Genomic DNA, 26,223 nt, shown 5'->3' with positions numbered 1-26,223 from the left:
AAACCGCGCAGTTCAAGCATGAGCTCAGCGCGCAAGCATCAGACAACCACGGCGTTCATCGCCTCTTCCGTCAACCACTGCGATTCGCGCAAATTCTGCTCGTTGAGATTGAGCCCATCACCGCCACGATCGACGACAATGAAATCGCTCACCTCGCCCAACGCCAGCAGCGGATGGTGCCACACGCCCTTCGCGTAGTTCACGCCTTGCCACCCGCTCGTCACGAACGCGCGAATCTTCGATTCATCCAGCTCGCCGGCAGGCGCAACGACAACCAGATACGGCTTGTCGTTCAAAGGAATGAACGCCTGCGAACCCAGCGGATGTCGCTCCATCATCGTGATTTCGAACGGCAGCGCGCGCGGCTGTCCTCGGAACAGATTGACGAGCGTGCGCCCGCCTTCGTCGGTGACGTCGACTTTCGCGAGATCGTGATAGCGGATCGTCGTGCCGAGATTGATCGGGATCTGCTTCGCGCCTTCCAGTTCGATCACGTCGCCGAACGGCGCGAACGCTTCGCGTGTCAGCGGTTCGATTGCGAGTGTCTTCATGATGCGAGCGTGCCCCACAGACGCAGACGCGACACGCCGCCGTCCGGAATGATGTTGAAGCGGATATGCGTGACGGGGCCGAGCGCGGCGATCTCGCTTTCGAAGAAGTGCTGCTTGTCCATCTGCAGCTTCTGCTCGCCGAGCAGCACCGGCCAGAACATCGCCTGCGTGATCAGCGAGCTATCGGTGCCGCCCGTCACGTACGCGGCCTGGATCGAGCAGCGGTCCGGATAGTTGCCCTTGAAGTGCGCGGTGTCGACTTCGATCTTCTTGATGACGCCCGGCTGCGCGAGCGCGACGATCGCCCAATCGTTGCCCGGCTCGCGGCGGCGACGCGTTTCCCAGCCATCGCCCATGTTGACGCCGCGTCCCGGCATCAGCAGCGTCGATGCGGCGCCGAAGTGCTGGTTGTTCGCGCCGACCAGATACGCGCCGTTTTCCATCGCGGCGAGGTCGAACAGATCGGTGCGGCTCGCGCCCGCCCAATCGACCTGAGGCTGGCCGTACACGCGCAGACGCGCGATGCCGCCGTCCGGATAGATGTTCACGCGCAGGTGCGTGTACGCGTTCGTGTCGCCCACATCGAGGTAGTGGTGGCTATTGCCTTGCAATGTGGTCGACGGGACGATCTCGGTCCATTGCGTCGACTGGTTCGGTGCGCCGTCCACGACCCGCGCCGCTTCCACCGATGCCGCCGGCGGGAAGTTGCCCGTGAAGTGGCTGGTATCGAGATCGAGACCCTTGATAACACCCGGACGCGCGAGCTTCACGACGCACCAGTCATAGCCCGTCGTGCGCTTGCGACGCGTTTCCCAGCCGTCCATCCACTTGCCGTGCTCGTCGTACTTGCCCGGAATGAAGACGGCCGGTTCCGGATTCAGCATGCGGTCTTTCGGCGCGAAGAAATCGTCGCTGGCTTCGAGCGCCTGTGCGCCGAGACGCGGGTCCGCGAGGTTCACGAAACGACGCGTGAAGTCGGGGGCGTTGGGATCGAGAATCGGGAGTGCCATCGTTGTCTTCCTTGCTGTCTGGTTGTTGCTTTGTGTAAATGCGAGTCGGTGCTGCGACGATCAGGCGCTGATCAGATCGTCGAGACGGAAACGCGCAATGCGATAGATCTGGTCGAGGCTCGCGCGCAGTTCGTCGGCGCGGCTGTTGTTCACGCGCGCTTCGAAGTTCGCGATGATGCCGTGCCGGTCGTAGCCGCGCACAGCGAGAATGAACGGAAAGCCGAACTTCTCGCGATACGCCGCGTTCAGGCGCAGCAGCTTGTCGAACTCTTCCTGCGTGCATTGGCCGAGACCGGCACCGCTTTGCTCGCGCGTCGATTCGGCCGTCAGTTCGCCGCGTACGGCCGCCTTGCCCGCGAGCTCCGGGTGAGCGTTGATCAGCGCGAGCTGCTTTGCTTCGCCTGCGGTTTCGACGGCGCTCGACATCGTCTTGTGCAACGCGTCGATGCTCGCGTACGGACGCTGCGCGGCGGCCACTTCGGCGACCCACGGCGAATGCTCGAAGATGCCCGACAGCGCCGCGACGAACGCGTCGGTCGAGATGCTGTTGAGTTGGTCCAGTGTGTATTGCATCGCCTTCATGCCGCAGCCCCGCGGTTGTCCTGTTGTTGGTAGGGATGATGCTCGCGCCAGTGGCGCGCGATATCGACACGCCGCGTCACCCACACGCGCTCGTGCTTCTCGATGTGATCGAGGAAACGTTGCAGCGCGCGGAAGCGTCCGGGACGGCCAAGCAAACGGCAGTGCATGCCGATCGACAGCATCTTCGGCGCTTCGTCGCCCTCTTCGTACAGCACGTCGAATGCGTCGCGCAGATACGTGAAGAAATGGTCCGCCGTGTTGAAGCCTTGTGGCGTGGCGAAGCGCATGTCGTTGGTGTCGAGCGTGTACGGCAGGATCAGTTGCGGCACTTTCGCGCCGCCCGTCACTTCGACGTCCATCCAGAACGGCAGGTCGTCGCCGTAGTTATCCGAGTCGTACAAAAAACCGCCGTATTCGGCCACCAGCCGATGCGTGTTCGGACTGTCGCGGCCCGTGTACCAGCCGAGCGGACGCTGGCCCGTCACGCGCTCGATTGCTTCCATGCCGAGGCGCATATGCTCGGCTTCGCGCTCGGGAGACATGTCCTGATAGTGAATCCAGCGATACCCATGACACGCGATCTCATGACCCAGTTCGACAAAAGCGCGCGCGACTTCCGGATGCCGCTCGACCGCCATGCCGACGCCGAACACCGTCAGCGGCAGGCCACGCTTCTCGAACTCGCGCAGGATGCGCCACACGCCCGCGCGCGAGCCGTATTCGTAGATCGACTCCATGCTCATGTGACGCGCCGGATACGACGCCGCGCCGACGATTTCCGACAGGAACTGTTCCGAGCCCGGATCGCCGTGCAGCACGCAGTTCTCGCCGCCCTCTTCGTAGTTGAGTACGAACTGCACCGCGACGCGCGCGCGTCCTGGCCAGTTTGCCTGCACGGGGTGGCGGCCGTAGCCGATCAGGTCGCGCGGATAGTTCGGGTCGAATGACATGATGTGAATGGCGCAGCGGTTGACGTGAGCGTTGACGGGTACGCGCCGGCGGACGTCGTAAAAAGCGCGAAAACACGCTACGGCAGGGCCGGCAGGGTTGAACCAGTGTAGCGAAAACGCCCGGGTGCGCCCATACACCCGGGCAGATAGTGCATGTCAGACTGAGTGTATGTGCGGCGCAACATCTGAGGCGGGATCGGCGCGCAAGGCGCTCGCGTTGACCCGCAGCAGCGCTTCGTTCGCGCCATGCTGCGTGCCAGACGCTGCGGCTGGCTGCTCGCCCGTCGGGCTGAAGCGTGCGAACTCGCCGTCGTAGCGCTTGGCAAGCGGGCGCGCGTAGTCGCCCCGCTTGGCCGTGGCGAGCCGCAGCGAAACCAGCGCTTCGACCCACTTCACAGCCGCCGTCACGCCTTCGACGACGGGCGCGCCCAGCGCATCCTCGATCTCGCGGCACAGCTCGGCCATCCCCGCGCAACCGAGCACGATCGCGTCCGATCCGTCCTCGTCGAGCGCTCGCCGACATTCGTCGAGGATGATGCGCCGCGCGGCCGAGCCGGGCTGATCGAGTTCGAGCACGGCGACGTCGGTGGCGCGAACGTTGCGGCAGAAACGTTTCATGCCGTAACGCTCGGCCAGATGCCACGCCATGCCGCAGGTGCGCGACAGCGTCGTCACGACCGAGAACCCGGGCGCCAGCACGCTCGCCGCATGCATCGCCGCTTCCGCGATGCCGATCACCGGGCCGCGCGCCAGTTCGCGCGCCGCATAGAGGCCGGGATCGCCGAAACATGCAATCACGTAACCGTCGAAGCCGTCGCGCTCGCCCGCTTCGATTTCCGCGAGCAGCCCGGGCGTGGCGAGCGCCTCGTCGTAATAACCCTCGATCGACGGCGGGCCCATCGTCGGGCTCACCGCCACCAGTTCCGTCCCCGGGGCCACGACCTCGCGTGCACAACGACCCATGGCATCCGTCATCCGTTGTGTCGTGTTCGGGTTGATCAGTTTGATACGCATGTCGACTCCATGACCATCTTCATGAACTGTTATGCACCGCGCGGCAGATCACGCGCCAGCACGCCGTAGAACACTGCACCGAGGCCCGCGCCGATGAACCACGAGAAGTTCGCGAGACCATTCAGCGACGGCACCATCACGCAGATCACGGCGATCACTGCAGCCGGCAACAGCGCACCGACTGCACGATAGTTCACGCCATTGTGATACCAGTACGAGCCCTTGTCCGATACCGTGTACAGGTCGTCGAGCACGACCTTCTGACGCTTCACGAGGAAGAAATCGACGATCAGGATGCCGTACAAAGGTCCGATGAAGCCGCCGAGCACATCGAGCGTGTAGTGGATCACGGCCGGGTTGTTGAACAGGTTCCACGGCGTGATGAAAATCGATGCCACTGCAGCAAGCATACCGCCTGCACGCCAGCTAATCAGCTTCGGTGCAACGTTCGAGAAATCGAATGCAGGCGACACGAAGTTCGCAACGATGTTGATGCCAATGGTCGCAATCGTGAACGTCAGTGCACCGAGGATCACGGCCGTCGGATAGTCGATGCGGCCCACCGTTTCGACGGGGTCCGTGATGAGTTGACCGAACACGGGCAATGTCGCAGCCGTCGTGACGACCGTTACCAGCGAGAACGCCAGGAAGTTGACGGGCAAGCCCCAGAAGTTGCCGCGCTTGACGCTGCGGAAGCTCTTGCCGTATCGCGAGAAGTCACCGAAGTTCAGCATCGGGCCAGAGAAGTACGACACCACCAGCGAGATCGCCGTGATCATCACCGGGATCACTTCCATGCCGTGATACTTCACGCCGCCCAGGTTGATACCGATGTTCTTCCAGCCCGCGCGCCAGATCATGTAGCCGGCGAGAATGAACATCACCACGTACACGGCGGGACCGGCGAAGTCGATGAACTTCTTGATCGTCTCCATGCCGTTCCAGAACACGAGTGCCTGCAGCACCCACAGCAACATGAAGCCGGCCCAGCCGATTGTCGACAGGCCCATGAAGCCGTGATGGTGCACGTCCGCGTAAGGCAGCAATTGCGGAAAGAACTTGAGCACGACGATCACCAGTGCGCTCGACGCGAGATACGTCTGGATCCCATACCAGGCAACCGCAATCAGGCCGCGAATCACGGCGGGAACATTGGCGCCCAGCACGCCGAACGTCGCGCGGCACGCGACAGGGTACGGCACGCCGTTCTGCTGGCTCGGCTTCGCGATCATGTTGCACAGCACGTTGACGAGCGTAATGCCGACGAGCAGCGCAATCAGCACCTGCCAGCTCGTCAGCCCGAGCGCGAAGAGACTCCCCGCGAACACGTAGCCGCCGACGCTGTGCACGTCCGACATCCAGAACGCGAAGATGTTATAGGCGCCCCACGTCTGATGCTTCAACGGCGCGAGGTCTTCGTTGTACAGGCGTTCGCTGTAGCCTGCGGGCAACGCGTGAGCGCCTTGTCCGCTGCTTTCGTAATCGGGGATTGCCGAACTATCCGGTGCTGCACTGAACTGAGCCATGGATTCCTCCTAAGATGGGAACGCCGACGGGAATCGACGAGCATTGCATCGTGTATGCCAGGCGCGCGGCGAGCCCACTATGTGTGGCCGACACCTATGCGCATCGCTTACAGGTTGCCGCGGATGTCTCCGTACTTACGTACTTGTTTTGATGACCCTGCAGGCTTTCCGCGAATGCCGCAGGGCTTCGCCGTGTGAGCGTAGACGCCTGATGGGCGTCCCTCGCCGTACGGTCTTTCGGTCTCGACACATGCCGGGTGCGGCGCGTATCGGGTGTGCGGTCCATCGACCGTTGGGTCGACTGTCTGGTCAAACTCCGTTCACTTCAGTGCAGCGCGCACCGCCAGCGAGCGCGGGCGTGCGTCAGGCTCGCACCTCTACAACTGTTAGCCGGCTGCGGCCCTTGGCGCGCGCATGCCGAACACTTCGTGCAGATCGGTCCCACCGCTAGCCGGCCGATCCAGCATCTTCAGCTCGACGCTCTGCAAGTGACGCGACATCAGCGCGCCTGCTGTCTTTGCATCGCCGGCGTCGAGCGCGGCGAGAATCGCTTCGTGGTCTTCGAATGAACATGGGCTGCGGCCCAGCGATTCGTACAGCGCCGAAATCAGCGTCGAGCGTGCGACCAGGCCGTTCAGGCAATCGCACAGCACCGTGTTGCCCGTCAGTGACGCAAGCTCCGTATGGAACTCGCCCGACAGCCTGATCCACGCCGGAAAGTCGCGCGATTCGAACGCCTTGCGCTCCCGCGCGATCATCCCGCCAATGTTCTTCAAGCGCCGCGAGCCCTGGCTCGCGCAAATCTTGTCGACGACGGCCAGCTCGATGATCCGGCGCATCTCGAACACTTCATGCACTTCCTGCAACGACGGACTCGCGACAAACGCGCCGCGGTTCGGCTCCAGATCGACCAGGTGGTCGGTGGAGAGCAGCGCCAGCGCCTGACGGATTGGTCCGCGCTTGACGCCGAATACTTCGCACAACTGGGCTTCCGTCAATTTCGCGCCAGGCGCGAGCCGATGCTCGAGGATCGCGGCGCGAATGCGCTCGGCGATCGCTTCGGGTTTCGTGCTGCTCGCAGTGGCGTTGGGTGTCTCGGACATGATGGGCGGGCTGTTATGTGGTCCATCTTAGGACGGACATAAAGATTGTCAACAATTTTGAGAGCGGATTTACGACAATTCTGGTTTGGACTGACCAGCTCAAAATTCATCCAAACGCTCCGTAATCCTTGTCGGTGCTACATTTCACAGCATAAGGGTAGTTCGATCGACTGCCGTTTTGCAGACTATTTTGTCAACAAAATCTGGTTTCCCGCAGCGCGACCATGCATGCGGATGCAAAACAAGCCAGACAGTTAGTTGCGTTATATGCTCAAAAACAAAGGCGAGTCGCCTCGCCTTCGCCGGATGTCGACCGGGACGCGTCGTCAGTCGAGCACGGGATACCCTGAGACCGTCAGCTTGAACCCGCGCGCGCCAGCAACGAGGTGTGCCTCGGCGCCGACGGGCAGCGTCACCATATCGGGAATATGGCCGAACTGCAGGCCCGTCACGATTGGAATGCCGATCACCGACCTCACCTGCTCGACCATCGCGCGCAGATCATAGCCGTTGTCGTAGTCGAAGGACTTGCCGCCCGAGAAATCGCCGAGCACCAGCGCCTGTTGCCGCTCGAGAATGCCCGCCAGATGCAACTGATAGATCAGCCGCTCGATCCGGAACGGCTGCTCGTTCACGTCTTCGACGAACAGGATGCCGCCTTCCACAGGCGGCATGTACGGCGAGCCGACCAGCGATGCCATCACCGCCAGATTGCCGCCCCACAGCGTGCCCGTCGCGTCGACGGTTTGCGGTTGGGGAGCCGTGCTGGAAATCGTGAACGTTTCAGAAGTCAGCGCGTTCCAGAAGTGCTTCATCGTGAAATCGCTGACGCTCTCCGCGCCGAAATCGCCGGCAAGCATCGGGCCACCGAACGTCTTCACATTCGCCTGCGACAGCAGCGCAAGCTGCAGCGCCGTGAAATCACTGTGTCCGCACAAGGCGATCGGCTGGTCACCCAGGCGGCGCTGCAAGCCGCGATAGTCGAGCCCATGCAGGATGCGCACTGCACCGTATCCGCCGCGCACGGCGAGCACGATATCCGGCAATTCGCGCGACGGATCCGCGAGACGGTTGAGCTCCGCCGCGCGCTCGCCATCCGTGCCTGCAAACCGCTGATAGCGGCGCTGCGTCGCGTTGACGTTCTCCACGTGATGCCCTTGCGCACGCAAGCGCTTCAACGCGAGATGAACCGCGTTCGGATCGTGCGGGTAGCCGGAAGGCGCGATCAGTTCGATGGTGCGGTGCTTGGCCATATGAAGTGGCAAGTCAGTGGGTCTTGTTGGTGTCCAGGCGCGGATCGGCCGCGTCCGATGCATCGTTCAATCTGGCTGCGGCCCGCGCTTCACGCGCAACACGCCGGCGGTCGGCAAAAAACGAGCGCAACGCGGCGCCGCACTCTTCTTCGAGGACACCGCCCGTCACTGTCGTGTGATGGTTCAGTTGCGGATTCGCGAATGCATCGACAACGCTGCCGCACGCGCCCGTCTTCGGATCGCGCGCACCGAACACGACGCGTGCGATGCGCGCGTGCATGATCGCACCCGCGCACATCAGGCAAGGCTCCAGCGTCACGTAGAGTTCGCAGCCGGGCAACCGGTAATTTTCGAGCTTTTGCGCGGCGGCGCGAAGCGCGGCCATTTCAGCGTGCGCGGAGGGATCGTGACCGCCGATCGGGTGATTGAAGCCCTGCGCGATCACTTCGTCGCCACAGACCAGCACCGCGCCGACAGGCACCTCGCCGACGGCGCGCGCCTGTTCGGCGGCTGCCTGCGCGAGGGCCATGAAGCGGCGGTCGCGTTCGGTAATGGGGGCGGGTTCTGACGCAGCAGTGCCGGTGGCCACGCTCGTTTCGCTCGCGGCGCTGACGCCCGAGCACGAAGGGACGGTCGAAACTTCAGACGAATCAGAATGGGTAGATGGCAAAACAGCGGGATCGACGCCGGTAGTCACGCCGGCCCCGCGTCGGCTGGCGCTTCCGCGACGCGCTCATGCAGGCGCTCCGCGATCCGGCGGCAGTACTCGCGCGGCATGACGAGCGGGCCGCCGCGCAGCGATTCCAGCGCCATATCGAGGGCCAGCATCTTCGCTTGCAGCCGGCACCGGCTGCTGCGGTCGCTGACCGCGTCCAGCTCGTTCTGCAGGTCGCGCAGCGCCCGCAATTGTTCGACAGCGGGCGGCACGAAGCCGGCATTCTTCAGAATGCGGTTCGCTACTCGAACTTCCTCGGGCACCAGGGCGTCGTCATCGAGAACCTGCGGCGCGCCGGTTCCCGGCAAATCATCGAACTCACCGCGCGCAGCCGCGGCGGCAATCCGTTGTTCGACAAGTGCATCAAGCAATTTCATTTGCAGTCCACTACGTTGCGGCTCCGCCATTTTATCAGCACGTTGCGAAATGGATTTGTCAGACGCCTAGAGGACACACCCAGGTTTAGGATTAGTCGTATGGGCTGGCATTCCAGGCCGAGATATGGTTGTCGGTTTTTCAGCGCTTCCCGTTCCGTCATGTCCGATCGAAATTTCGCTCCCGCTATCGTCCCGATTCACCCGAATCGCGCCGCCACACGCCGCTCGCGGACGCCAGGCGCAGCTCGCCGCCGCATCGTCTCGTTCGGGCGGGCATTTGTAACGGGCGTCGTGCTGTCGTTCGCGTTGTCTGGCTGCGGTGTGTTCTGCAACGTCGGCGGCGGCAGCGGCGGGATAGGCGGTAACTGCGGCGTCGGCACCGGCTTTCGCTTCTGATTTCGGCGCTTCGCTCGATCGCTCTTCACCCACTCCCCACCCGCGCGTCACTGTTTCACCAACCGTTTTTATCGGACGCGCAATTTACACACTGTTACGCGGGCCGCGCATCACTAGCGATGTGCGTTTCCCTATACTCGTCGCGGTCCACACCTCGTGGCATCACGACAATCACGTAACATGACCCACACCCGTTTTGCTCGCCCTCTCGTTCGAACGACGTTGATCGCGCTCTGCGTCGCACTGCCGCTCGCAGGCTGCGTTGTCCCCGGCAATTCGCCGTATGGCGCCAGCTATGGCTCGACGTACGCCACACAACCGGCCTACGCGCAACCGGCACAACCCGTCTATTCGCAGCCCGGCTACGTGCAACAGCCGCAATATCAGCAGCCCTATCAACAGCCGTATCAGCAGCCGTATGCGCAGCAACCGCAGTATCAACAGCCCGGCTACGAACAACCCGACGAGCAGGACAACCAGGCCTACCAGCAGCCGCAACAGGGCTATGGATACGGCGAGCAATACGGCGTGGTCTCCTCGATCCAGCCGCTTGCAAATCCAGGCGCCGTGACGGCGGGCGGCGTCGCAGGCACCGTGATCGGTGCGGTTGTGGGCGGCGTGATCGGCAATCAGTTCGGGCGCGGTCATGGACGCGATGCGGCGACTGCGATCGGCGTGCTGGGCGGCGCCGTCGCGGGCAACCAGTTGGGTCAGCAGGCGGGCGCCTCGTCGCCGGGCGGCTACCGGATTGCGGTGCAACTGAACGACGGCTCGGTACGCGCTTTCGATGTCGGCTCGCCCGGCGACCTGCATCCCGGCGATCGCGTGCGCGTCGCGGGCAACCGGCTCGACCGCTACTAAGCTACGAACGCGAGCGCGCGGCTTCGGCTGCGCGCCGCGCGTGACAGGCAAATCACGCAGCAACGAAACATCACGCTTCACTCCGGCTCGACCGCTCTCCCCGGCTCGTAAAACATCGCAAACAGTTCGGACTGCGATCCGACACCGAGCTTCGCGTAGATGTGCTTCTTGTGCGCGCGCACTGTTTCGAACGAGATCGACAGCTTCTCCGCGATCGCGCGCGACGAAAAGCCGCTCAGCGACAGCATCGCCACTTCGATCTCGCGCGCGGTCAATGCGCCCCGCCCGTTCTTGCCTGTCAGCATGCCGAAGCGCGCATGCAGATCCGCCTCTTCGCCACCGGTCGCGCGCGGCTCCTCTTCCCCGACAAACCTCTCGAAGCGCAAACGCTGTTGCATCAACGCGAGCACCCATGGCGAATACAGCGTGAGCAACGCAATCTCGCGCTCGTCGTAGCGGCTCGTCTTGCCGAGCGAAAAGCCCATCGTGTGATCGCGATCGATCACGACATTGAAATGCACCTCGTCACCAACGATGTTCTTCTTGAAGTAGCGCTGGTAGTACTCGGTCATCCGGAAGTTGTCGGGCGCGACATCGGCGAGCGTGTAGAACCCCGACGCCTGCGTTTCGAACGCGGCGAGATAGAACGGATCGAGCTGATAGAGCGCGGCCAGATAGTCCTGAAACATCAGGTCGATCTTGCCGTCGGGCATGGCCTGCTCGGCGAGCACGAGCGGCGGGGCATCGCGCTTGAAGCGCAGTGCGACCCAGCTGTCGAATCCGACATGCCTTTCGAGCACACGCGTCAGACGCGCCCAGAAATGCGGACCATCGAGGGCGTCGATGGCCGAACCGATCTCCCGATGAAAAGCGAGATCTCGCCATTCGAAGTCCATCGTGTCCTCCGGTGAGGGTAACCCTCGTGGGTAATTTCAGGACAAAAATAATACCCTGATAATCGGTCCCACTACGAGAAGCGGGCGGTGCACGCACTGTTCCGCGCGGCACGAGAATCGCAGGCAATATGGATGCGCACGGCACACCGCGCTCCGCTGAAAGGCATCTGGAAGGAGGCAACACCATGCAGGTAGAACTGGCGCAACTCGCGCTGATCGACAGCGACGTCGCGCACAACACGCGCAAGGTCGTCGAAACGATCGGACGGGCCGACACAGCGGGCGGCACGAAGCTGATCGTGTTCCCCGAAACGACGCTATCCGGTTTTCCGACGCGCGAGAACGTCGCCGACGTCGCGCAGACGATCGACGGCCCCGCGCTGTCCACGGTGCGCGACGCCGCCCGCCAACAAGGGGTCGCCGTCGCAGTGGGCCTCGCCGAGCGCGACGGCAACCAGTTCTACAACACGACAGTGCTGGTCGACGAACGCGGCGAGATCGCACTGCGCTATCGCAAGACGCATCTGTGGGCATCGGATGTAGGCGTATTCACACCCGGCGACCGCTTCGAAACCTGCATGTGGAACGGCCTCACCGTGGGCCTGCTGATCTGCTACGACATCGAATTTCCCGAATCGGCACGTGCCGTCGCGGCGCTCGACGCCGATCTGCTGATCGTCACCAACGGCAACATGGACCCGTTCGGCCCCGTGCATCGACGCGCGATCACGGCCCGCGCGATGGAGAATCAGATGTTCGCGCTGATGGTGAACCGCTGCGGCTCGGGCGACGACAACCTGACGTTCCCCGGTCTCTCCGCGCTGATCGATCCGTTCGGCGAGACGGTGCTCGAACTGGGCAGCGACGAGACGGTGACGAAAACAACCGTCGATCTCAAGCGGCTCGAAGCAAGCCGCGAGCACTACAACTATTTGCACGATGCACGCGTGCCGCTTGGCCTCGTGCCCGTCGAACAGTCGAATGGCCGTCGTGCGTTGATGGTCGAAGCGCGCCGCCGCCGCACCGACTGAACGCTTTCAGCAGTTTGCAAGGGATGCACCGCACGGGGCCATGCGCGCCGCGCGCGCGTGCGCTCACGTCCGTCGAAATGCCAGTCATAAGGCATCCATACGACATCCATATCGGCCTTTCCTATCGGCCTGGCTTTAGGAGAAATCATGCAAGCGTCGTCATCCCATGAACCGTCGCACCTGAAGCGCACGCTCGGCTTGCCGTCCGTGCTGCTGTTCGGTCTCGCCTATATGGCGCCGCTGATCGTCTACGGCACCTACGGCGTGCTCGCCAAAGCCAGCGACGACACGGCCGCCCTCGCCTATCTGCTCGCGCTGATCGCAATCGCGTTCACCGCGCTCAGCTATGGCAAGCTCGCGCGGCTCTTCCCCGTCGCCGGCTCGGCGTACACGTACACGCGCAAGACCTTCAACGCGCATCTGGGTTTCCTGATCGGCTGGGCGACGCTGCTCGATTATTTCTTCCTGCCGATGGTGATCTGGCTGATCGGTGCGGCCTATCTGAACGCGGCGTTTCCGCATGTGCCGTCGTGGATCTGGATCGTCGCGTTCATCGTGCTGACGAGCGGCCTCAACATCGTCGGGATCGAACTGGCTGCGCGCTTCAACATCGTGCTGATGGTCGTGCAACTGGCCATCGTCGCGATGTTCGTCGCGCTCTGCTGGCACTATGCGTCCGCGGCGGCGGGTCCGGGCGGGATCGCGATGGCCGAACCGTTCTTCAAGCCGCACGTGCCGCTCGGCGCGACGATGGCGGGCGCAGCAATTGCCGCGTATTCGTATCTCGGCTTCGATGCCGTGTCGACGCTGACGGAAGAAACCATCGATCCGAAGAAGAACATGCCGCGCGCGATCCTGCTGATTGCGCTGATCGGCGGCGCGATCTTCGTGATTGCTGCGTACACGATGCAACTGGCGCACCCCGGTGTCGAGTTCAAGGACACGGACTCGGCCGCGTTCGAAGTGGCAAAGATGATCGGCGGCGATATTTTCGTGACCGTGTTTCTCGCGGGCCTGATCCTCGCGCAGTTTGCATCGGGTATCTCGGCGCAGGCGAGCGTCGGCCGCCTGCTGTATGCGATGGGCCGCGATGAAATCCTGCCGAAGCGCTTCTTCGGCTACATCCATCCGCGCTTCAAGACGCCAGCGATCAATATCGCGATCGCGGGCATCGTCGGGCTGATCGCGCTGAAGCTCGATGTGGCCACGTCGACGTCGTTCATCAACTTCGGCGCGTTCCTCGCGTTCACGGCCGTCAACCTGTGCGTGATTCGCGTGTATCTGTCGGGCAATCATGGCGATCGCAAGATCGGCGTGCTCGGCGGGCTGGTGTTCCCGCTGATCGGCGCGGTGGCCGATATCTGGCTGCTCGCGAGCCTCGAGAAGACGGCGCTCGTGCTCGGCGCAGCGTGGTTCGTGCTCGGGATTGCGTATCTGTGCTGGATCACGCGCCTGTTCCGCCAGGCGCCGCCTGAAGTGGCGATCTGAACGGACACGGTAATACGCGATTTGCTGATGCGGATCGTGCTCCAGAAAACGCGGCGCCACGTGCGCCGCGTTTTTTATGTTCGCGCGATTCGGTTATTTGCCTGAAAACTGGAACAAGACCAGGACAGCCGCGGGATTCACCCAACTAGCGACGCTATGAACGACACGCGCCGGCGTAGAATACTGTGCGCATATACAGTATCACGATCCGCCCATGGAACTGCTCAAAAAGCTCGAAATACTCGCCGACGCCGCCAAGTACGACGCGTCGTGTGCGAGCAGCGGCGCGCCGAAGCGCAGTTCGCGCGGCACGGACGGGCTCGGCGCGAGCACGGGCGCGGGCATCTGCCACAGCTTCACGCCTGACGGCCGCTGCGTGTCGCTGCTGAAAATCCTGCTGACCAACTTCTGTCTGTACGACTGTCAGTATTGCGTGAACCGCCGCACGAGCAACGTGCCACGCGCCCGTTTCACGCCCGAGGAAGTCGTAAGCCTCACGCTCGACTTTTACCGGCGCAATTACATCGACGGTCTGTTTCTCAGTTCCGGCGTGATCCGCTCGTCGAACTACACGATGGAGCAACTGGTGCGTGTCGCGCAGTCGTTGCGCGAAGAGCATCTGTTTCGCGGCTATATCCATTTGAAGACCATTCCCGATGCCGACCCGGAGCTGATCGCGCAAGCGGGCCGTTACGCGGACCGCCTGAGCGTCAACATCGAACTGCCGACGGAGATCAGTCTGGAACGGCTCGCGCCCGAGAAGAGCGCGCGCACGATCCGCCTCGCGATGGGCTCGATCCGCCTCGCCAGCGATGAAGCCGAGAGCGACGCGAAGGCGCCGCGGTTCTCGCCTGCTGGGCAAAGCACGCAGATGATCGTCGGCGCGGACGACACCAGCGACAGCACGATCCTGCAAACAGCCGAAACGCTTTACGGCTCGTACCGGCTCAAGCGCGTCTACTACTCCGCGTTCAGCCCGATTCCCGACAGTCCGACGGCGTTGCCCGCCCAGGCGCCGCCGCTGTTGCGCGAGCATCGTTTGTATCAGGCGGATTTTCTGCTGCGCGGCTACGGCTTTCGCGTCGACGAACTGTTCGATACGCCCGGCAATCTTGCGCTCGATATCGATCCGAAGCTCGCGTGGGCGCTGAGTCATCGGGAGAGCTTCCCCGTCGACCTGAATCGCGCCAACGTACGCATGATCGCGCGCGTGCCGGGCATCGGCGTGCGCAACGCGAAGCGTCTCGTGGCGCTGCGGCGCTCGCGGCGCATCCGCTATCAGGATCTCGTGCAGTTGCGCTGCTCGATGGACAAGACGCGGCCCTTCGTGACGACAGCAGACTATCGCCCCGCGCACGCCGATCTGTCGACGCAGCGCTTACGTCATGCGCTGACGCCGCCGCCCACGCAGTTGTCGCTGCTTTGACACCGGGCGCGAGCGCATGCAAGTCATTTCGATCGACGACAGCTATGCGGCCTGGCGCGCAGCCGCGCTGCAGGCGCTCGCGAGCCGCATTGCGCCTGAGGATATCGACTGGCGTGTCATTGGCGATGACGATCATGCGGCCACGCCCGCGCTGTTCGACGATCACGCGTCTGTGTCGCCTGCAACGACCGCTCCCGTCGATGTCCGCATTTCCCGCGAACTCGGCGAACTGCTGAAAGACGCGGCGCTCTATCGCGACACGGCACGCTGGGCGTTCCTCTACCGGGTGCTCTGGCGATGGCAAGAAGGCGACCGCTCGGTCGCGTCCGCCGCCGATAGCGACGGCGCGCGCCTGTACAAGATGGCCAAGGCCGTGCGACGCGCCAAGCACGACATGATCGCGTATGTGCGTTTCCGGCTGCGCGAACCGGGCAACGATGCGCCTGCGGCTGATCTGCCCGAGTACGTCGCGTGGTACGAGCCGGAACACGATGTGCTGGCATGGTCGGCCGAGCATTTTGCACGCCGCATGGGCCGCTCCACATGGCTCATCTCGACGCCCGATAGCGCCGCATGGTGGGACGGCAGTGCGTTGCGACTCGAACGCCGCCCGGCGTCATCCAGCGACCGCTGCACGCACACCGCCGACGAAGCCGAAGCGCTCTGGCTCGCCTACTACCGCAGCACGTTCAATCCCGCGCGCCTGAACGAAACGGCGCTCGAGCAGCACATGCCTGTGCGCTTCTGGAAAGGTTTGCCCGAGGGTCAGCTCATTCCGTCGATGATCAGCGAAGCGAAAAGCGGCGCGCAGCGGGTCGCGCAGGCGCGTGGCGTCGGCGTGCTGGGCGGCAAAAGTGTGCCCGTCGACGCACAGAGCGCACAGCCGGCGCGTCAGCAGCCATCGACGCTCGACGCTTGCCAGCGCTGCGAGTTATGGCGGCACGCAACGCAGGCCGTCGATGGCATCGGTCCCGACGATGCGCGCATCATGCTGATCGGCGAGCAGCCCGGCGACCAGGAAGATCTCGCGGGCAAGCCGTTCGTCGGGCCAGCGGGCCGTTTGCTCGACGTCGCGATCGAACGTGCGGGGTTACGGCGCGAGCAGCTTTATCTGACCAACGCCGTCAAGCACTTCAAATGGCTGCTGCGCGGCAAGCGACGTCTGCACAAGACAGCGGCGCAGCAGGAAATCGATGCGTGCGGCTACTGGCTCGAACGCGAACTGGAGCGCGTGAAGCCTGCCGTCGTCGTTACGCTGGGCGCGACCGCGTTGACTGCGCTGCTGCACGAGAAAGTCAACTTGCGCGATTGGATCGACAGGCCGATCGATGTGGACGGTATGCAAGTGGTTGCCACTTATCACCCTTCGTTCGCGCTGCGGCAGGAGAACGACGAGGCGCGCGAGCGCGTGCTGGAAGCGATCGCTTCCGCGCTAGCTCGGGCGCGGAATCTGGCTGATAGGGAGCGAGAACGGTGGCAGGCATCGCGCTAGCGTTTCAGCAAGGAATACGCGAGCATTTGCAGGTGCAAAGGACGAATGCCATGCGCCCTCTTCTCCAGACCTTGCCGCTTCGTCTCGAACCGTTCGACGAAGCCCACTTCGCAGGACTACTCGCGCTGAACTCCGATCCTCTCGTGATGCAATTTCTCGGCGACGGGTCGCCCGCGACGCCGACGGAAGTACATCAAAGCATCGACACGGCGAAGGCGCGCTGGGAACGGTTTGGCTTTTCGTGGTGGTCGTTCATCAGGCACGACAGCGGCGAGATCATCGGCGCGGGCTGCGTGCAGCACATCGAGAACGAACCGGGCAATCCTGTGGAAATCGGCTGGCGGTTGAAACGCGATCACTGGGGACACGGCTATGCCACGGAGGCCGCGCGCGCGATGATCGGGTTTGCGTTCGACGAACTTGGCCTCTCTTCTGTTTATGCGACGACGCATCCGTCGAATGAAAGATCGATCAATGTGATGAAGCGGCTTGGGATGCGGAGTGTCGGTTTGCAGCCCTACGACGGGACGCTGGCGGCGACGTTTATGCTGGAGAAGCCGTAAGCCGCAGCAGCCCGCTATCTCAAAATTCGTCCTATTCCTATGTCCGCCGCTGCCACGCGTCCCTATTCTTGAAGCATCAACAGCGCGCCACCCAACACGATATGGATTGCGCCTGTTACCACCTTCATCGACAGGAGCGCATCATGTTTGCCTACTTCCTTCTCAGCCAGTTCAGCCAATGGCTTCGTTTCGTAGACAAGCCGCGTTGCGGCGCCTTTCTCGCGGCGTCTGTCGATATCGAAGAACCGGGCAAAACCGCTCAACGATACGATCGATAATCTGAGTCCCCGTGATTTGCCGCCGTTCATGAATGACGGCAAGAAAAAAGCCCGCAGACGCGGGCTTTTGAACATTCTGGAGCTTGCTGGTTTCGGTACGTTCAGACCCGTCCGATCACTCCCACTCAATCGTCGCGGGCGGCTTGCCCGAGATGTCGTACACGACACGATTGATACCACGCACTTCGTTGATGATCCGGTTCGACACATGGCCGAGCAGATCATGCGGCAGATGCGCCCAATGCGCCGTCATGAAGTCGAGCGTTTGCACTGCGCGCAGCGCGACGACATACTCATACGTGCGGCCATCGCCCATCACGCCCACGCTCTTCACGGGCAGGAACACCGCGAACGCCTGGCTGGTCAGGTCGTACCACGACTTGCCCGTTTCCTTGTCGATGAAAGTGCGCAGCGTTTCGATGAAGATCGCGTCCGCGCGACGCAGCAGGTCCGCGTACTCGCGCTTCACTTCGCCGAGAATCCGCACGCCGAGGCCTGGGCCCGGGAACGGATGGCGATACACCATCGAAGGCGGCAGCCCCAGCTTTACGCCCAGTTCGCGCACTTCGTCCTTGAACAGTTCGCGCAGCGGTTCGAGCAGCTTGAGATTCAACGTCTCCGGCAGGCCGCCGACGTTGTGATGGCTCTTGATCGTATGCGCGGCCTTCTTGCCCTTACCCGCCGATTCGATCACGTCCGGATAGATCGTGCCTTGCGCGAGCCACTTCGCATCCGTCAGCTTGCCGGCTTCGGTCTGGAACACCTCGACGAACTCGGCGCCGATGATCTTGCGTTTCGCTTCCGGATCGGTCACGCCCTTGAGCTTCGACATGAATGCCTCGCTCGCGTCGACGTGGATCACCTTCACGCCGAGGTTGTCGGCGAACATCGCCATCACCTGCTCGGCTTCGTTCAAACGCAACAGACCGTGATCGACGAACACGCAGGTCAGCTGATCGCCGATCGCGCGATGCAGCAGCGCCGCCGCTACCGACGAATCCACCCCGCCCGACAGACCGAGAATCACATGCTCGTCGCCGACCTGCTTGCGGATGTTCTCGACGGCTTCGTCGATGTAATTGCCCATTTCCCAATCGGGCTTCGCGCCGCAGATCTTCAGCACGAAGCGCTCGAGCATCGCGCGGCCCTGTACTGTGTGCGTGACTTCCGGGTGCCATTGCAGGCCGTAGAAATGGCGCGCTTCGTCCGCCATCGCCGCGATCGGGCACGACTCCGTCGATGCCATCAGCTGGAACCCCGCCGGCATTTCCAGCACCTTGTCGCCGTGGCTCATCCACACCTTCAGCATGCCGTGGCCTTCGGACGTCGAGAAGTCCTGGATGCCGTCGAGGAAGCTTGTGTGGTTGCGCGCGCGCACTTCCGCGTAACCGAACTCGCGCAGATGGCCGGTTTCGACCTTGCCGCCGAGTTGCTCCGCCATCGTCTGCATGCCGTAGCAGATGCCGAGCACGGGCACGCCCGCTTCGAATACCGCTTGCGGCGCACGCGGCGTGTCGCTCTCGGTCACCGAGTTCGGGCCGCCCGACAGGATGATGCCCGTCGGCTTGAATTCGCGGATGAACTCGTCGCTGACGTCGTGCGGATGGATTTCCGACAGCACGTGCGCCTCGCGGATGCGGCGTGCGATCAGTTGGGTGACTTGCGAACCGAAGTCGAGGATCAGGATCTTGTCATGCATGGCAGCGGACGGAATCTAAAAAGAACGGATAGGGAATGCCGCGCTGGTCGCATCGCGACAGAACGGCGTTGTATTCGAAACGGATTGGCTTGCGCGGCAACGGCGGGCTGAGCGCCGCATCGCTGCGTGCCGTGGTCGATAGAAAGCTCGATAAAAGACCTGCGCGCAGACGGGTTCCAGTTGGTTCGGCGGTGGGCGTGAGCTTGCGCGCGTCAGCCATGAAACGGCGGCCGGGGCGTGCCCGATTTCGCTTCGGCAGCACGCGCATCGGCTTCGTTGCGCTGGGCTGCCGCACGTTCGCGCGCGGCGGCGTCCTCGTGGGCTTCGGCCCGGCGTTCGTGCGCCAGCGCGTCTTCACGCGCCGCGGCGGCCGCTTCGGGCGTCGTCGCGCGCGGCGGTTGCGCCGTCAGACCCGGCTCGACGGGATGCCCTGTCGCGGGACTCACGGGCGTTGCCGCGCTCACGGCAGGGGTTGCGGCGAGCGTCGGCTCGACATGCGGCCCCGTGGTCGCCGGATACACCACACCCGGGCGAGCAGCGTTACGCTCGCGCTCGGCCTTGCGCGCCTCGTTCTCGGCGTCGCGCGCCGACACACGATCAGTGCGCTCGGCGGCAGCCGTGCTGGCCAGCCGCTCGCGCCGCTTCACCGCGCTCGAGAGCTTCACGCCGCCCAGGCCGATAACCAGCAGCACCACACCCGTCAGCACCGCCACCAGCTGACCAAACCCGGTCAGCTGCGGCGTATGCAGCCCCACCAGCCAGACCAGCATCAACACGCCCGTCAGCCAGTTCACATGGCCGACGACCTTGGCCGTCGTCGCCGTCATCGCGCCGTCGATCGACGCGTGCAGTGCCAGCCACGCCAGGCCGATCAGCGCGATGCCGGCGCCCTGCCCAACCAGCGCAGGGTCCGTCTGCACCAGCTGCAGCGCGTCGTACAGCGATTTCCACGGCGTGAGCAAAAACAGCAGCCCGAACGCCAGCAACAACAAGGCATCGATGATCAGTACGGCACGCAGCAGCGGCTTCATCGGCGATTAGTCCACGTGATAGTTGGGTGCTTCCTTGGTGATCTGGACATCGTGCACGTGCGATTCGCGCATGCCCGCTGCCGTGATTTCGACGAACGAAGCCTTGTCGTGCAGCTCGTCGATCGTACGGCAGCCGCAGTAGCCCATCGATGCGCGCACGCCGCCGATCAGCTGGAACAGGATCGCGCCGACCGAGCCCTTGTACGCGACGCGGCCTTCGATGCCTTCCGGCACGAGCTTGTCGATGTTCGCGGAGTTGTCCTGGAAGTAGCGGTCAGCCGCGCCGTCCTTCATCGCGCCGACGGAACCCATGCCGCGGTACGACTTGTACTGACGGCCCTGATACAGGAACACGTCGCCCGGCGATTCTTCCGTGCCGGCGAACATGCTGCCCATCATCACGGCGTTCGCGCCTGCTGCCAGCGCCTTGCTGACGTCACCCGAGAAACGCACGCCACCGTCGGCGATCACGGGCACGCCCGTACCCTTGAGCGCCGCCGACACGTTGGCGATCGCGCTGATCTGTGGCACGCCCACGCCTGCAACGATACGCGTCGTGCAGATCGAGCCCGGGCCGATGCCGACCTTCACGCCGTCCGCGCCGTACTCGACGAGCGCCTTGGCTGCGTCGGCCGTCGCGATGTTGCCGCCGATCACCTCGACGTGCGGGAAGTTCTTCTTGACCCACTGAACGCGCTCCAGCACGCCGCGGCTGTGACCGTGCGCCGTATCGACGACGATCACGTCGACGCCTGCCTGCACCAGCAGTTCGACGCGCTCTTCATTGTCGGCGCCGACGCCGACTGCCGCGCCTGCGCGCAGCTTGCCGTGCTCGTCCTTACATGCGTCCGGGTGTTCCGTCTGCTTCGTGATGTCCTTCACCGTCATCAGGCCGCGCAGTTCGAATGCGTCGTTGACGACCAGCACGCGCTCGAGGCGGTGGCTGTGCATCAGCGCCTTCGCTTCGGCGAGCGGCGTGCCTTCCTTGACGGTGACGAGGCGCTCGCGCGGCGTCATGATCGTGCGCACAGGCTCGTCCAGACGCGTTTCGAAGCGCAGGTCGCGGTTCGTGACGATGCCGATCAGCTGCGCGCCTTCGACGACCGGGAAACCCGAAATGCCATGCTGGCGCGACAGCGCGATCACGTCGCTCACCTTCATCTGCGGCGGAACCGTGATCGGATCGCGCACGACACCCGATTCGAAGCGCTTGACCTTCGCGACTTCGCGAGCCTGCTCGGCCGGCGTGAGATTCTTGTGGATGATGCCGACGCCACCCATCTGCGCCATGGCAATGGCGAGGCGTGCTTCGGTAACGGTGTCCATGGCGGCGGACACGAGCGGCATATTCAGGGAGATGTTGCGGGTCAGCCGGGTTTTCAGGCTGGTGTCGCGCGGCAGAACGTCGGAGAAAGCCGGGACGAGGAGCACGTCATCGAACGTGAGTGCTTTTTGGATCAGACGCATGGCAAATCCTATAGGCGCAAAAGCGAATTATACGCGAAACCTTCCGGTTTTCGCTGCACGAACAGTCAGTTAGCGAAATTCTTCAACGTTTTTTCGCACCGAACGACAGTCTTATTTCGCTTCTGCGTTCGGCTCGCGTTCGAACCGGTTTCGTATGCTCGTTCGAACGCATGGACTGCCATTCATCCTGTCAGGCGTGTTTTTCCAGCATAGGCGACGTGCCGCAAAGTGCAGAATCGAACAAGACGCCGACATGCCCATCCGGCTATGCTTCGCGCACTTTCAGTTTTTCGATCGGGGCAAGGCAATGCAGCGCGGCGTGGTGTACGGAATGTTGGCGGGGGCGTTATGGGGCATGGTGTTTCTGGTGCCGCGGCTGTTGCCCGATTTTTCGCCCGTGCTGCTGAGCGCCGGCCGCTACGCGATGTACGGTGTCGTGTCGCTGCTGGCCGCGCTGCCTTCCGCGCGCTCCCTGCTGCGCCGGCTCACCCGCGAAGACCTGAACGCCCTCGTCAAGCTCGCGCTCGCGGGCAACCTGCTCTATTACCTGCTGCTGACGGGCGCGGTGCACCTCGTCGGCATTGCGCCGTCCTCGCTGATCGTCGGCGTGCTGCCCGTCACGGTGACGCTGCTCGGGCGGCGCGACCATGGCGCCGTGCCGCTCGCACGGCTGGCATGGCCGCTCGCACTCGTCGTCGCGGGCATCGCGTGCATCAATGTCGATGTGTTCGGGACGGCGGGCGAAACGCCGGGAACCATCGCGAACAAGCTGATCGGCATCGCGTGCGCCGTGGGCGCGCTGGCCTGCTGGACGTGGTTCGCCGTCGAGAACGCCCGCTATCTGCAACGCCATACGCATTTCAGCGGCAACGAGTGGTCGGTGCTGTGGGGCGTCGTGACGGGCCTGCTCGGCGCGCTGCTGTGGGTTGTCGTAGCCGCGCTGCCGTCGTCGGCCGTCGATACCTCACATGTCGACACCCGCTGGCATCTGTTCTGGCTGCTGAACCTGGGCCTTGCGATCGGCGCGTCGTGGCTCGGCAACGGCTTGTGGAACGCGGCGTCCAAGCGGCTGCCGCTCACGCTGTCAGGCCAGTTGATCGTGTTCGAGACGCTGTTCGCGCTGCTCTATGCGTTCATTTACGACCACCGGATGCCCCGTCCGCTCGAAATGGCCGCCATTCTGCTGCTGGTTGCGGGCGTCAGCTGGTCGGTGCGCCAGCACGCCGGCGACGATTCCGACCGGTCGACGCTCGAAGAAAAGGCTCAGGCGGCAGTGCATTAGGCTGCACGCCTCAGCCTCCCGGCACACCAACCTCTGACTACAAAGCAAAAACGGCGCACCGCGTGACACGGTGCGCCGTTTGGCTTTGGTCCGCTGCACGTCCGCGTGACGTCAGCGCGAATCCTTGGGCTGCCACTTTCGCCCTTCGATGGACCCTTCCTGACGCGATTTCTCGACACGCCGCTGTCGCGCGAGCTTCGGATCGACGATCAGCGGCCGGTAGATCTCGACGCGATCATGGTCCGCGAGCACGGTGTCCAGCGGTTTGAGCTTGCCGAACACGCCCGTTTTCTGCCTTGTCAGATCGATTCCGGGGTGCCGCGTAAGAATGCCGCTCGCGTCGATGGCCTGCCCGAGCGTCGCGCCCTGCGGCAATTGCAACTCGATCAGCGTCTGCTCGCGCGGCAGCGCGTAGCAAACTTCGATGGTCAACGTCTTGCTCATGCCTTGCCGTAGCGCTGGTCGGCGCGTTTCACGAACGATTCGACGAAGGTGTTCGCGATATGGCTGAACACCGGCCCGATGATTTTCTCCAGCAGAATGTTCGCGAACTCGTAGTGCAGTGCGAACTCGATCTTGCACGCGTCCGCGCGCAGCGGCGTGAAGCGCCAGTAGCCGGTGAACTTCTTGAACGGGCCATCGGCGAAGTTCATGTCGATGCGCGTCGGCCGCTCCTGCGTGTTGTGCGTCGCGAAGTGCTGCTTGATGCCCTTGAAGTTGATGTCGATCTTTGCCTCCATCAGGTTTTCCTCCTGGCGGCGGATTTCGACGCCGCCGCACCACGGAAGGAAATTGGGGTAGTCGGCGACATCGGTGACGAGGTCGAACATCTGTTCCGCCGAGTGGCGTATCAACACGGTTTTCTGGACATCTGCCATAAATTGAACAGCGCGTGGCAACAGGGATTGAGAAATAGCGAGCGCGTGACAACTGAATGACACCGCGGCGGGTTTTCGGCGTCCCGCTTTGCTAAAATCGTGATTTTAAACGAGTTGGCCACTTTCCATTCATGAGCATCATCGACAACAGAAAAGCGTTCTACGACTACTCGGTCGAAGAGCGTTACGAGGCGGGGCTCGTGCTGGAGGGCTGGGAAGTCAAGGCGCTCCGCGCCGGGCGTGGCCAGATCAAGGAAGGCTACGTCGTCATCAGGAACGCCGAACTGTTTCTGATCGGCACGCATATCAGTCCGCTGCCCGAAGCGTCGACGCACATCCATCCGGACCCGGTCCGCACGCGCAAGCTGCTGCTGCATGCTGAGGAAATCAGCAAGCTGATCGGCAAGGTCGAGCAGCGCGGGTATACGCTTGTGCCGTTGAATTTTCATTACAAGAACGGGCGCGTCAAGTGTGAGATTGGGCTTGCCAAGGGCAAGAAGCAGCACGATAAGCGTGAGACTGAGAAGAAGCGGGATTGGGAGCGGGAGAAGGCGAGGTTGATGAGGACGCCGGTCTGAGGTTTTTTGTGCCTGCGCGGCGCGGAGGGGCGTGAGTTTTTTGCCGCGGCGCTGGTACGGTGCGCTTTGCTTTTTTTCTGGCGTCTGCGGGGTGGCGCGCTTCGCGTTTTTCGCTGCATCCGCGATTTGCCTTCGTGTTTCACGCGTCGCCCCTGTGCGGGGCGGCACCTACTTTTCTTTGCCGCCGCAAAGAAAAGTAGGCAAAAGAAAGCGGCTCACACCGCCAGTCCTTGTGTTTGCCTGAGGGCCCCCAACGGGTCTTACAGCTCAAACGGCAACGCTTTGGTTCGCGCCCGTTGCCAACGTTCTCCCTGTACGCCTCACCCACTTCATGTGCCCGCGTCTCAGCACGCCGCGTCGGACAGTCTGCCGCCGCCCAGGTGGCAAACTGTGTGTAGGCCATAGCCTCACACGCCTCACGTCGGACCGATAGCGCACGCGTCCCACCCGGTAAGAGCACCAGGCTACGCGACGCGACAACCTACACATAGTTTGCCACCTGGGCGGCACCAACCATTAGCTGCCGCTTGCCGTTGTACGGGCGCCTGAAGCGGGTGAAGCGATTGTTCGAAGCGTTGGCAACGAGCACCGGGCAGAGGCACTGCCGTGTGAAGGATGGGGACGTTGGGGGCCCGTGGATAGGAACACGGGCTGGCGGTGTGAGCCGCTTTCTTTTGCCTACTTTTCTTTGCGGCGGCAAAGAAAAGTAGGTGCCGCCCCGCACAGGGGCAACGCGTGAAGCTAGATAACAAATCGCGGATGCCAGCGGAAACACAAAGCAAACCACCCAGCGTCGCAGACAAAAAAAAGCCCTCACCCAACAGTCTTGGACTGCTTCACAATCGTCAGAGCCGCGGCAATCATCGACCCCATATCCGCCATATTCCCCGGCACGATCAACGTATTCCCCGCCTTCGCGAGATTCGCAAAAGCACCCACATACTGCTCAGCGACCTTGAGATTCACAGCCTCCATCCCACCCGTCGATTGAATCGCCGCCGCGATCTTTTGGATTGCCTGAGAATTCGCCTCAGCGACAGCCAAAATCGCCGCCGCCTGGCCTTGCGCCTGGTTAATCGCCGCCTGCCGCTCACCCTCGGACTTCTGAATAGCCGCCTCGCGGCCACCCGACGCGATATTGATCTGCTCCTGCTTGCGCCCTTCCGATGCCGCGATCAGCGCTCGCTTCTCACGCTCCGCAGTAATCTGCGCCTGCATCGCGTGAAGAATCTCTTTCGGCGGCGTCAGGTCCTTGATCTCGTAACGCAGCACCTTTACGCCCCAGTTCGACGCCGCTTCGTCCAGCGCCGACACGATCGAATGATTGATGAAGTCGCGCTCCTCGAACGTCTTGTCGAGTTCGAGCTTGCCGATCACCGAACGCAATGTCGTCTGCGACAACTGCGTGATCGCGAACACGAAGTTGCTCGAACCGTACGACGCCTTCATCGGATCAGTAACCTGGAAATACAGCACGCCGTCCACCTGCAACTGCGTGTTGTCGCGCGTGATGCAGACCTGACTCGGCACGTCGAGCGGAATTTCCTTGAGCACGTGTTTGTACGCGATCCGGTCGATGAACGGCAGCACGAAGCTAAGACCCGGCGTGAGCGTCGCGTGATAGCGCCCGAGGCGCTCCATCACCCATGCGTGCTGTTGCGGCACGATCTTGATCGTCTGCGCTGCGACCACGATCACGACAATCAGCAACACCAGCCCAACGATGCTCGACGATTCCATTCCTGCACCCCCATCTGTTTTTGAGTTGTTGTGCGC

General features: G+C 63.0%; 28 protein-coding genes. 9 read left to right on the top strand and 19 right to left on the bottom strand.

Annotation, left to right across the window (positions count from 1 at the left end; translation table 11 throughout):
* Positions 1-38 precede the first annotated feature (38 nt).
* The 10 genes from PPGU16_RS06750 to PPGU16_RS06705 form a co-directional block, all read right to left on the bottom strand.
* Positions 39-551 carry an ureidoglycolate lyase gene (locus PPGU16_RS06750; protein WP_180722227.1) on the bottom strand — a complete coding sequence of 171 codons (513 nt, stop codon included), beginning with the start codon at positions 549-551 and terminating at the stop codon, positions 39-41.
* Positions 548-1,561, bottom strand: a complete 1,014-nt coding sequence (gene alc, locus PPGU16_RS06745; RefSeq protein WP_180722226.1) for an allantoicase — start codon at positions 1,559-1,561, stop codon at positions 548-550. Before alc ends, PPGU16_RS06750 begins: the two co-directional genes overlap by 4 nt.
* 60 nt (positions 1,562-1,621) lie before the next feature.
* Positions 1,622-2,143, bottom strand: a complete 522-nt coding sequence (gene uraD / locus PPGU16_RS06740) for a 2-oxo-4-hydroxy-4-carboxy-5-ureidoimidazoline decarboxylase (protein ID WP_180722225.1) — start codon at positions 2,141-2,143, stop codon at positions 1,622-1,624.
* Positions 2,140-3,093, bottom strand: coding sequence for an allantoinase PuuE (gene puuE / locus PPGU16_RS06735; protein WP_180722224.1), 954 nt, complete (start codon positions 3,091-3,093; stop codon positions 2,140-2,142). The genes uraD and puuE overlap by 4 nt, the downstream gene beginning before the upstream one ends.
* Before the next feature lie 156 nt (positions 3,094-3,249).
* Entirely contained in the window at positions 3,250-4,107 is an 858-nt protein-coding gene (locus PPGU16_RS06730) for an aspartate/glutamate racemase family protein (protein WP_180722223.1), read from the bottom strand.
* A gap of 29 nt (positions 4,108-4,136) precedes the next feature.
* A complete protein-coding gene (locus PPGU16_RS06725; protein WP_180722222.1) occupies positions 4,137-5,633 on the bottom strand; it encodes an NCS1 family nucleobase:cation symporter-1 in 1,497 nt (498 codons plus the stop codon).
* A gap of 386 nt (positions 5,634-6,019) precedes the next feature.
* Positions 6,020-6,736: a GntR family transcriptional regulator gene (locus tag PPGU16_RS06720; protein ID WP_042313534.1), complete on the bottom strand. Its 717-nt coding sequence runs from the start codon at positions 6,734-6,736 to the stop codon at positions 6,020-6,022.
* A 326-nt stretch (positions 6,737-7,062) separates the two neighbouring features.
* Entirely contained in the window at positions 7,063-7,989 is a 927-nt protein-coding gene (ldcA, locus tag PPGU16_RS06715) for a muramoyltetrapeptide carboxypeptidase (protein WP_180722221.1), read from the bottom strand.
* A gap of 13 nt (positions 7,990-8,002) precedes the next feature.
* Complete coding sequence (tadA, locus tag PPGU16_RS06710; protein WP_434064417.1) at positions 8,003-8,518, bottom strand: tRNA adenosine(34) deaminase TadA; 516 nt, start codon at positions 8,516-8,518, stop codon at positions 8,003-8,005.
* A gap of 164 nt (positions 8,519-8,682) precedes the next feature.
* Complete coding sequence (locus PPGU16_RS06705; RefSeq protein ID WP_180722219.1) at positions 8,683-9,081, bottom strand: DnaJ family domain-containing protein; 399 nt, start codon at positions 9,079-9,081, stop codon at positions 8,683-8,685.
* A gap of 159 nt (positions 9,082-9,240) precedes the next feature.
* Between PPGU16_RS06705 and PPGU16_RS06700 the strand changes: the two genes are divergently transcribed.
* A complete protein-coding gene (locus tag PPGU16_RS06700; RefSeq protein ID WP_180719570.1) occupies positions 9,241-9,477 on the top strand; it encodes a hypothetical protein in 237 nt (78 codons plus the stop codon).
* Positions 9,478-9,657: 180 nt separating this feature from the next.
* A complete protein-coding gene (locus tag PPGU16_RS06695; protein WP_180722218.1) occupies positions 9,658-10,338 on the top strand; it encodes an outer membrane lipoprotein in 681 nt (226 codons plus the stop codon).
* Between the two features lie 77 nt (positions 10,339-10,415).
* Here the strand turns inward: PPGU16_RS06695 and PPGU16_RS06690 are convergent, their stop codons facing one another.
* A complete protein-coding gene (locus tag PPGU16_RS06690) occupies positions 10,416-11,234 on the bottom strand; it encodes a response regulator transcription factor (protein ID WP_180722217.1) in 819 nt (272 codons plus the stop codon).
* A gap of 185 nt (positions 11,235-11,419) precedes the next feature.
* On the opposite strand from PPGU16_RS06690, the gene PPGU16_RS06685 reads away from it, so the two are divergent.
* The 5 genes from PPGU16_RS06685 to PPGU16_RS06665 all read left to right on the top strand — a co-directional run bounded on the left by PPGU16_RS06685 (position 11,420) and on the right by PPGU16_RS06665 (position 17,234).
* Positions 11,420-12,265 (top strand): carbon-nitrogen hydrolase family protein, encoded by an 846-nt coding sequence (locus PPGU16_RS06685; RefSeq protein WP_180722216.1) that lies wholly within the window; start codon positions 11,420-11,422, stop codon positions 12,263-12,265.
* A 147-nt stretch (positions 12,266-12,412) separates the two neighbouring features.
* Positions 12,413-13,753: an APC family permease gene (locus PPGU16_RS06680; protein WP_180722215.1), complete on the top strand. Its 1,341-nt coding sequence runs from the start codon at positions 12,413-12,415 to the stop codon at positions 13,751-13,753.
* Between the two features lie 214 nt (positions 13,754-13,967).
* Entirely contained in the window at positions 13,968-15,179 is a 1,212-nt protein-coding gene (locus PPGU16_RS06675; protein WP_180722214.1) for a putative DNA modification/repair radical SAM protein, read from the top strand.
* Between the two features lie 16 nt (positions 15,180-15,195).
* Entirely contained in the window at positions 15,196-16,671 is a 1,476-nt protein-coding gene (locus tag PPGU16_RS06670) for a UdgX family uracil-DNA binding protein (protein ID WP_180722213.1), read from the top strand.
* Positions 16,672-16,721: 50 nt separating this feature from the next.
* Positions 16,722-17,234 (top strand): GNAT family N-acetyltransferase, encoded by a 513-nt coding sequence (locus PPGU16_RS06665; RefSeq protein WP_180722212.1) that lies wholly within the window; start codon positions 16,722-16,724, stop codon positions 17,232-17,234.
* 62 nt (positions 17,235-17,296) lie between these two features.
* On the opposite strand, the gene PPGU16_RS06660 is transcribed toward PPGU16_RS06665, so the two are convergent.
* Genes PPGU16_RS06660 through guaB form a run of 5 tightly spaced genes read right to left on the bottom strand, consistent with a single transcriptional unit; the run spans position 17,297 to position 21,709 of the window.
* A complete protein-coding gene (locus PPGU16_RS06660) occupies positions 17,297-17,587 on the bottom strand; it encodes a hypothetical protein (RefSeq protein ID WP_180722211.1) in 291 nt (96 codons plus the stop codon).
* A gap of 40 nt (positions 17,588-17,627) precedes the next feature.
* Positions 17,628-19,211, bottom strand: a complete 1,584-nt coding sequence (gene guaA / locus PPGU16_RS06655; protein ID WP_180722210.1) for a glutamine-hydrolyzing GMP synthase — start codon at positions 19,209-19,211, stop codon at positions 17,628-17,630.
* The gene (locus PPGU16_RS06650) at positions 19,204-19,431 is read right to left on the bottom strand and encodes a hypothetical protein (RefSeq protein ID WP_180722209.1); all 228 of its coding nucleotides are present in this window, start codon (positions 19,429-19,431) and stop codon (positions 19,204-19,206) included. Before PPGU16_RS06650 ends, guaA begins: the two co-directional genes overlap by 8 nt.
* The gene (locus PPGU16_RS06645) at positions 19,424-20,242 is read right to left on the bottom strand and encodes a hypothetical protein (protein WP_180722208.1); all 819 of its coding nucleotides are present in this window, start codon (positions 20,240-20,242) and stop codon (positions 19,424-19,426) included. The genes PPGU16_RS06650 and PPGU16_RS06645 overlap by 8 nt, the downstream gene beginning before the upstream one ends.
* Before the next feature lie 6 nt (positions 20,243-20,248).
* Positions 20,249-21,709: an IMP dehydrogenase gene (gene guaB, locus PPGU16_RS06640; protein WP_035990857.1), complete on the bottom strand. Its 1,461-nt coding sequence runs from the start codon at positions 21,707-21,709 to the stop codon at positions 20,249-20,251.
* 307 nt (positions 21,710-22,016) lie between these two features.
* On the opposite strand from guaB, the gene PPGU16_RS06635 reads away from it, so the two are divergent.
* On the top strand, positions 22,017-22,991 hold the full coding sequence (locus tag PPGU16_RS06635) for a DMT family transporter (RefSeq protein WP_180722562.1): 975 nt from the start codon (positions 22,017-22,019) through the stop codon (positions 22,989-22,991).
* A gap of 111 nt (positions 22,992-23,102) precedes the next feature.
* On the opposite strand, the gene PPGU16_RS06630 is transcribed toward PPGU16_RS06635, so the two are convergent.
* Together PPGU16_RS06630 and PPGU16_RS06625 are read right to left on the bottom strand one after the other, a co-directional pair.
* Positions 23,103-23,435 (bottom strand): RnfH family protein, encoded by a 333-nt coding sequence (locus tag PPGU16_RS06630; protein ID WP_180722207.1) that lies wholly within the window; start codon positions 23,433-23,435, stop codon positions 23,103-23,105.
* Positions 23,432-23,869 carry a type II toxin-antitoxin system RatA family toxin gene (locus PPGU16_RS06625; RefSeq protein ID WP_035990853.1) on the bottom strand — a complete coding sequence of 146 codons (438 nt, stop codon included), beginning with the start codon at positions 23,867-23,869 and terminating at the stop codon, positions 23,432-23,434. The genes PPGU16_RS06630 and PPGU16_RS06625 overlap by 4 nt, the downstream gene beginning before the upstream one ends.
* Positions 23,870-24,000: 131 nt before the next feature.
* On the opposite strand from PPGU16_RS06625, the gene smpB reads away from it, so the two are divergent.
* The gene (smpB, locus tag PPGU16_RS06620) at positions 24,001-24,447 is read left to right on the top strand and encodes an SsrA-binding protein SmpB (RefSeq protein WP_180722206.1); all 447 of its coding nucleotides are present in this window, start codon (positions 24,001-24,003) and stop codon (positions 24,445-24,447) included.
* Between the two features lie 813 nt (positions 24,448-25,260).
* On the opposite strand, the gene PPGU16_RS06615 is transcribed toward smpB, so the two are convergent.
* On the bottom strand, positions 25,261-26,187 hold the full coding sequence (locus PPGU16_RS06615; protein WP_180722205.1) for an SPFH domain-containing protein: 927 nt from the start codon (positions 26,185-26,187) through the stop codon (positions 25,261-25,263).
* Positions 26,188-26,223: the final 36 nt, after the last annotated feature.

The sequence above is a fragment of the Paraburkholderia largidicola genome, from assembly GCF_013426895.1.
GTDB lineage: Bacteria > Pseudomonadota > Gammaproteobacteria > Burkholderiales > Burkholderiaceae > Paraburkholderia > Paraburkholderia largidicola.
Note: the sequence above shows the minus strand (reverse complement) of the source record. Positions and strands in the feature narration are given on the sequence as shown.

What these genes read in the sequence shown, in the direction of transcription:
- PPGU16_RS06750 (WP_180722227.1), bottom strand. Translation starts at nt 551, where the DNA reads ATGAAGACACTCGCAATCGAACCGCTGACACGCGAAGCGTTCGCGCCG.
- alc (WP_180722226.1), bottom strand. Translation starts at nt 1,561, where the DNA reads ATGGCACTCCCGATTCTCGATCCCAACGCCCCCGACTTCACGCGTCGT.
- uraD (WP_180722225.1), bottom strand. Translation starts at nt 2,143, where the DNA reads ATGAAGGCGATGCAATACACACTGGACCAACTCAACAGCATCTCGACC.
- puuE (WP_180722224.1), bottom strand. Translation starts at nt 3,093, where the DNA reads ATGTCATTCGACCCGAACTATCCGCGCGACCTGATCGGCTACGGCCGC.
- PPGU16_RS06730 (WP_180722223.1), bottom strand. Translation starts at nt 4,107, where the DNA reads ATGCGTATCAAACTGATCAACCCGAACACGACACAACGGATGACGGAT.
- PPGU16_RS06725 (WP_180722222.1), bottom strand. Translation starts at nt 5,633, where the DNA reads ATGGCTCAGTTCAGTGCAGCACCGGATAGTTCGGCAATCCCCGATTAC.
- PPGU16_RS06720 (WP_042313534.1), bottom strand. Translation starts at nt 6,736, where the DNA reads ATGTCCGAGACACCCAACGCCACTGCGAGCAGCACGAAACCCGAAGCG.
- ldcA (WP_180722221.1), bottom strand. Translation starts at nt 7,989, where the DNA reads ATGGCCAAGCACCGCACCATCGAACTGATCGCGCCTTCCGGCTACCCG.
- tadA (WP_434064417.1), bottom strand. Translation starts at nt 8,518, where the DNA reads ATGGCCCTCGCGCAGGCAGCCGCCGAACAGGCGCGCGCCGTCGGCGAG.
- PPGU16_RS06705 (WP_180722219.1), bottom strand. Translation starts at nt 9,081, where the DNA reads ATGAAATTGCTTGATGCACTTGTCGAACAACGGATTGCCGCCGCGGCT.
- PPGU16_RS06700 (WP_180719570.1), top strand. Translation starts at nt 9,241, where the DNA reads ATGTCCGATCGAAATTTCGCTCCCGCTATCGTCCCGATTCACCCGAAT.
- PPGU16_RS06695 (WP_180722218.1), top strand. Translation starts at nt 9,658, where the DNA reads ATGACCCACACCCGTTTTGCTCGCCCTCTCGTTCGAACGACGTTGATC.
- PPGU16_RS06690 (WP_180722217.1), bottom strand. Translation starts at nt 11,234, where the DNA reads ATGGACTTCGAATGGCGAGATCTCGCTTTTCATCGGGAGATCGGTTCG.
- PPGU16_RS06685 (WP_180722216.1), top strand. Translation starts at nt 11,420, where the DNA reads ATGCAGGTAGAACTGGCGCAACTCGCGCTGATCGACAGCGACGTCGCG.
- PPGU16_RS06680 (WP_180722215.1), top strand. Translation starts at nt 12,413, where the DNA reads ATGCAAGCGTCGTCATCCCATGAACCGTCGCACCTGAAGCGCACGCTC.
- PPGU16_RS06675 (WP_180722214.1), top strand. Translation starts at nt 13,968, where the DNA reads ATGGAACTGCTCAAAAAGCTCGAAATACTCGCCGACGCCGCCAAGTAC.
- PPGU16_RS06670 (WP_180722213.1), top strand. Translation starts at nt 15,196, where the DNA reads ATGCAAGTCATTTCGATCGACGACAGCTATGCGGCCTGGCGCGCAGCC.
- PPGU16_RS06665 (WP_180722212.1), top strand. Translation starts at nt 16,722, where the DNA reads ATGCGCCCTCTTCTCCAGACCTTGCCGCTTCGTCTCGAACCGTTCGAC.
- PPGU16_RS06660 (WP_180722211.1), bottom strand. Translation starts at nt 17,587, where the DNA reads ATGTTCAAAAGCCCGCGTCTGCGGGCTTTTTTCTTGCCGTCATTCATG.
- guaA (WP_180722210.1), bottom strand. Translation starts at nt 19,211, where the DNA reads ATGCATGACAAGATCCTGATCCTCGACTTCGGTTCGCAAGTCACCCAA.
- PPGU16_RS06650 (WP_180722209.1), bottom strand. Translation starts at nt 19,431, where the DNA reads ATGGCTGACGCGCGCAAGCTCACGCCCACCGCCGAACCAACTGGAACC.
- PPGU16_RS06645 (WP_180722208.1), bottom strand. Translation starts at nt 20,242, where the DNA reads ATGAAGCCGCTGCTGCGTGCCGTACTGATCATCGATGCCTTGTTGTTG.
- guaB (WP_035990857.1), bottom strand. Translation starts at nt 21,709, where the DNA reads ATGCGTCTGATCCAAAAAGCACTCACGTTCGATGACGTGCTCCTCGTC.
- PPGU16_RS06635 (WP_180722562.1), top strand. Translation starts at nt 22,017, where the DNA reads ATGCAGCGCGGCGTGGTGTACGGAATGTTGGCGGGGGCGTTATGGGGC.
- PPGU16_RS06630 (WP_180722207.1), bottom strand. Translation starts at nt 23,435, where the DNA reads ATGAGCAAGACGTTGACCATCGAAGTTTGCTACGCGCTGCCGCGCGAG.
- PPGU16_RS06625 (WP_035990853.1), bottom strand. Translation starts at nt 23,869, where the DNA reads ATGGCAGATGTCCAGAAAACCGTGTTGATACGCCACTCGGCGGAACAG.
- smpB (WP_180722206.1), top strand. Translation starts at nt 24,001, where the DNA reads ATGAGCATCATCGACAACAGAAAAGCGTTCTACGACTACTCGGTCGAA.
- PPGU16_RS06615 (WP_180722205.1), bottom strand. Translation starts at nt 26,187, where the DNA reads ATGGAATCGTCGAGCATCGTTGGGCTGGTGTTGCTGATTGTCGTGATC.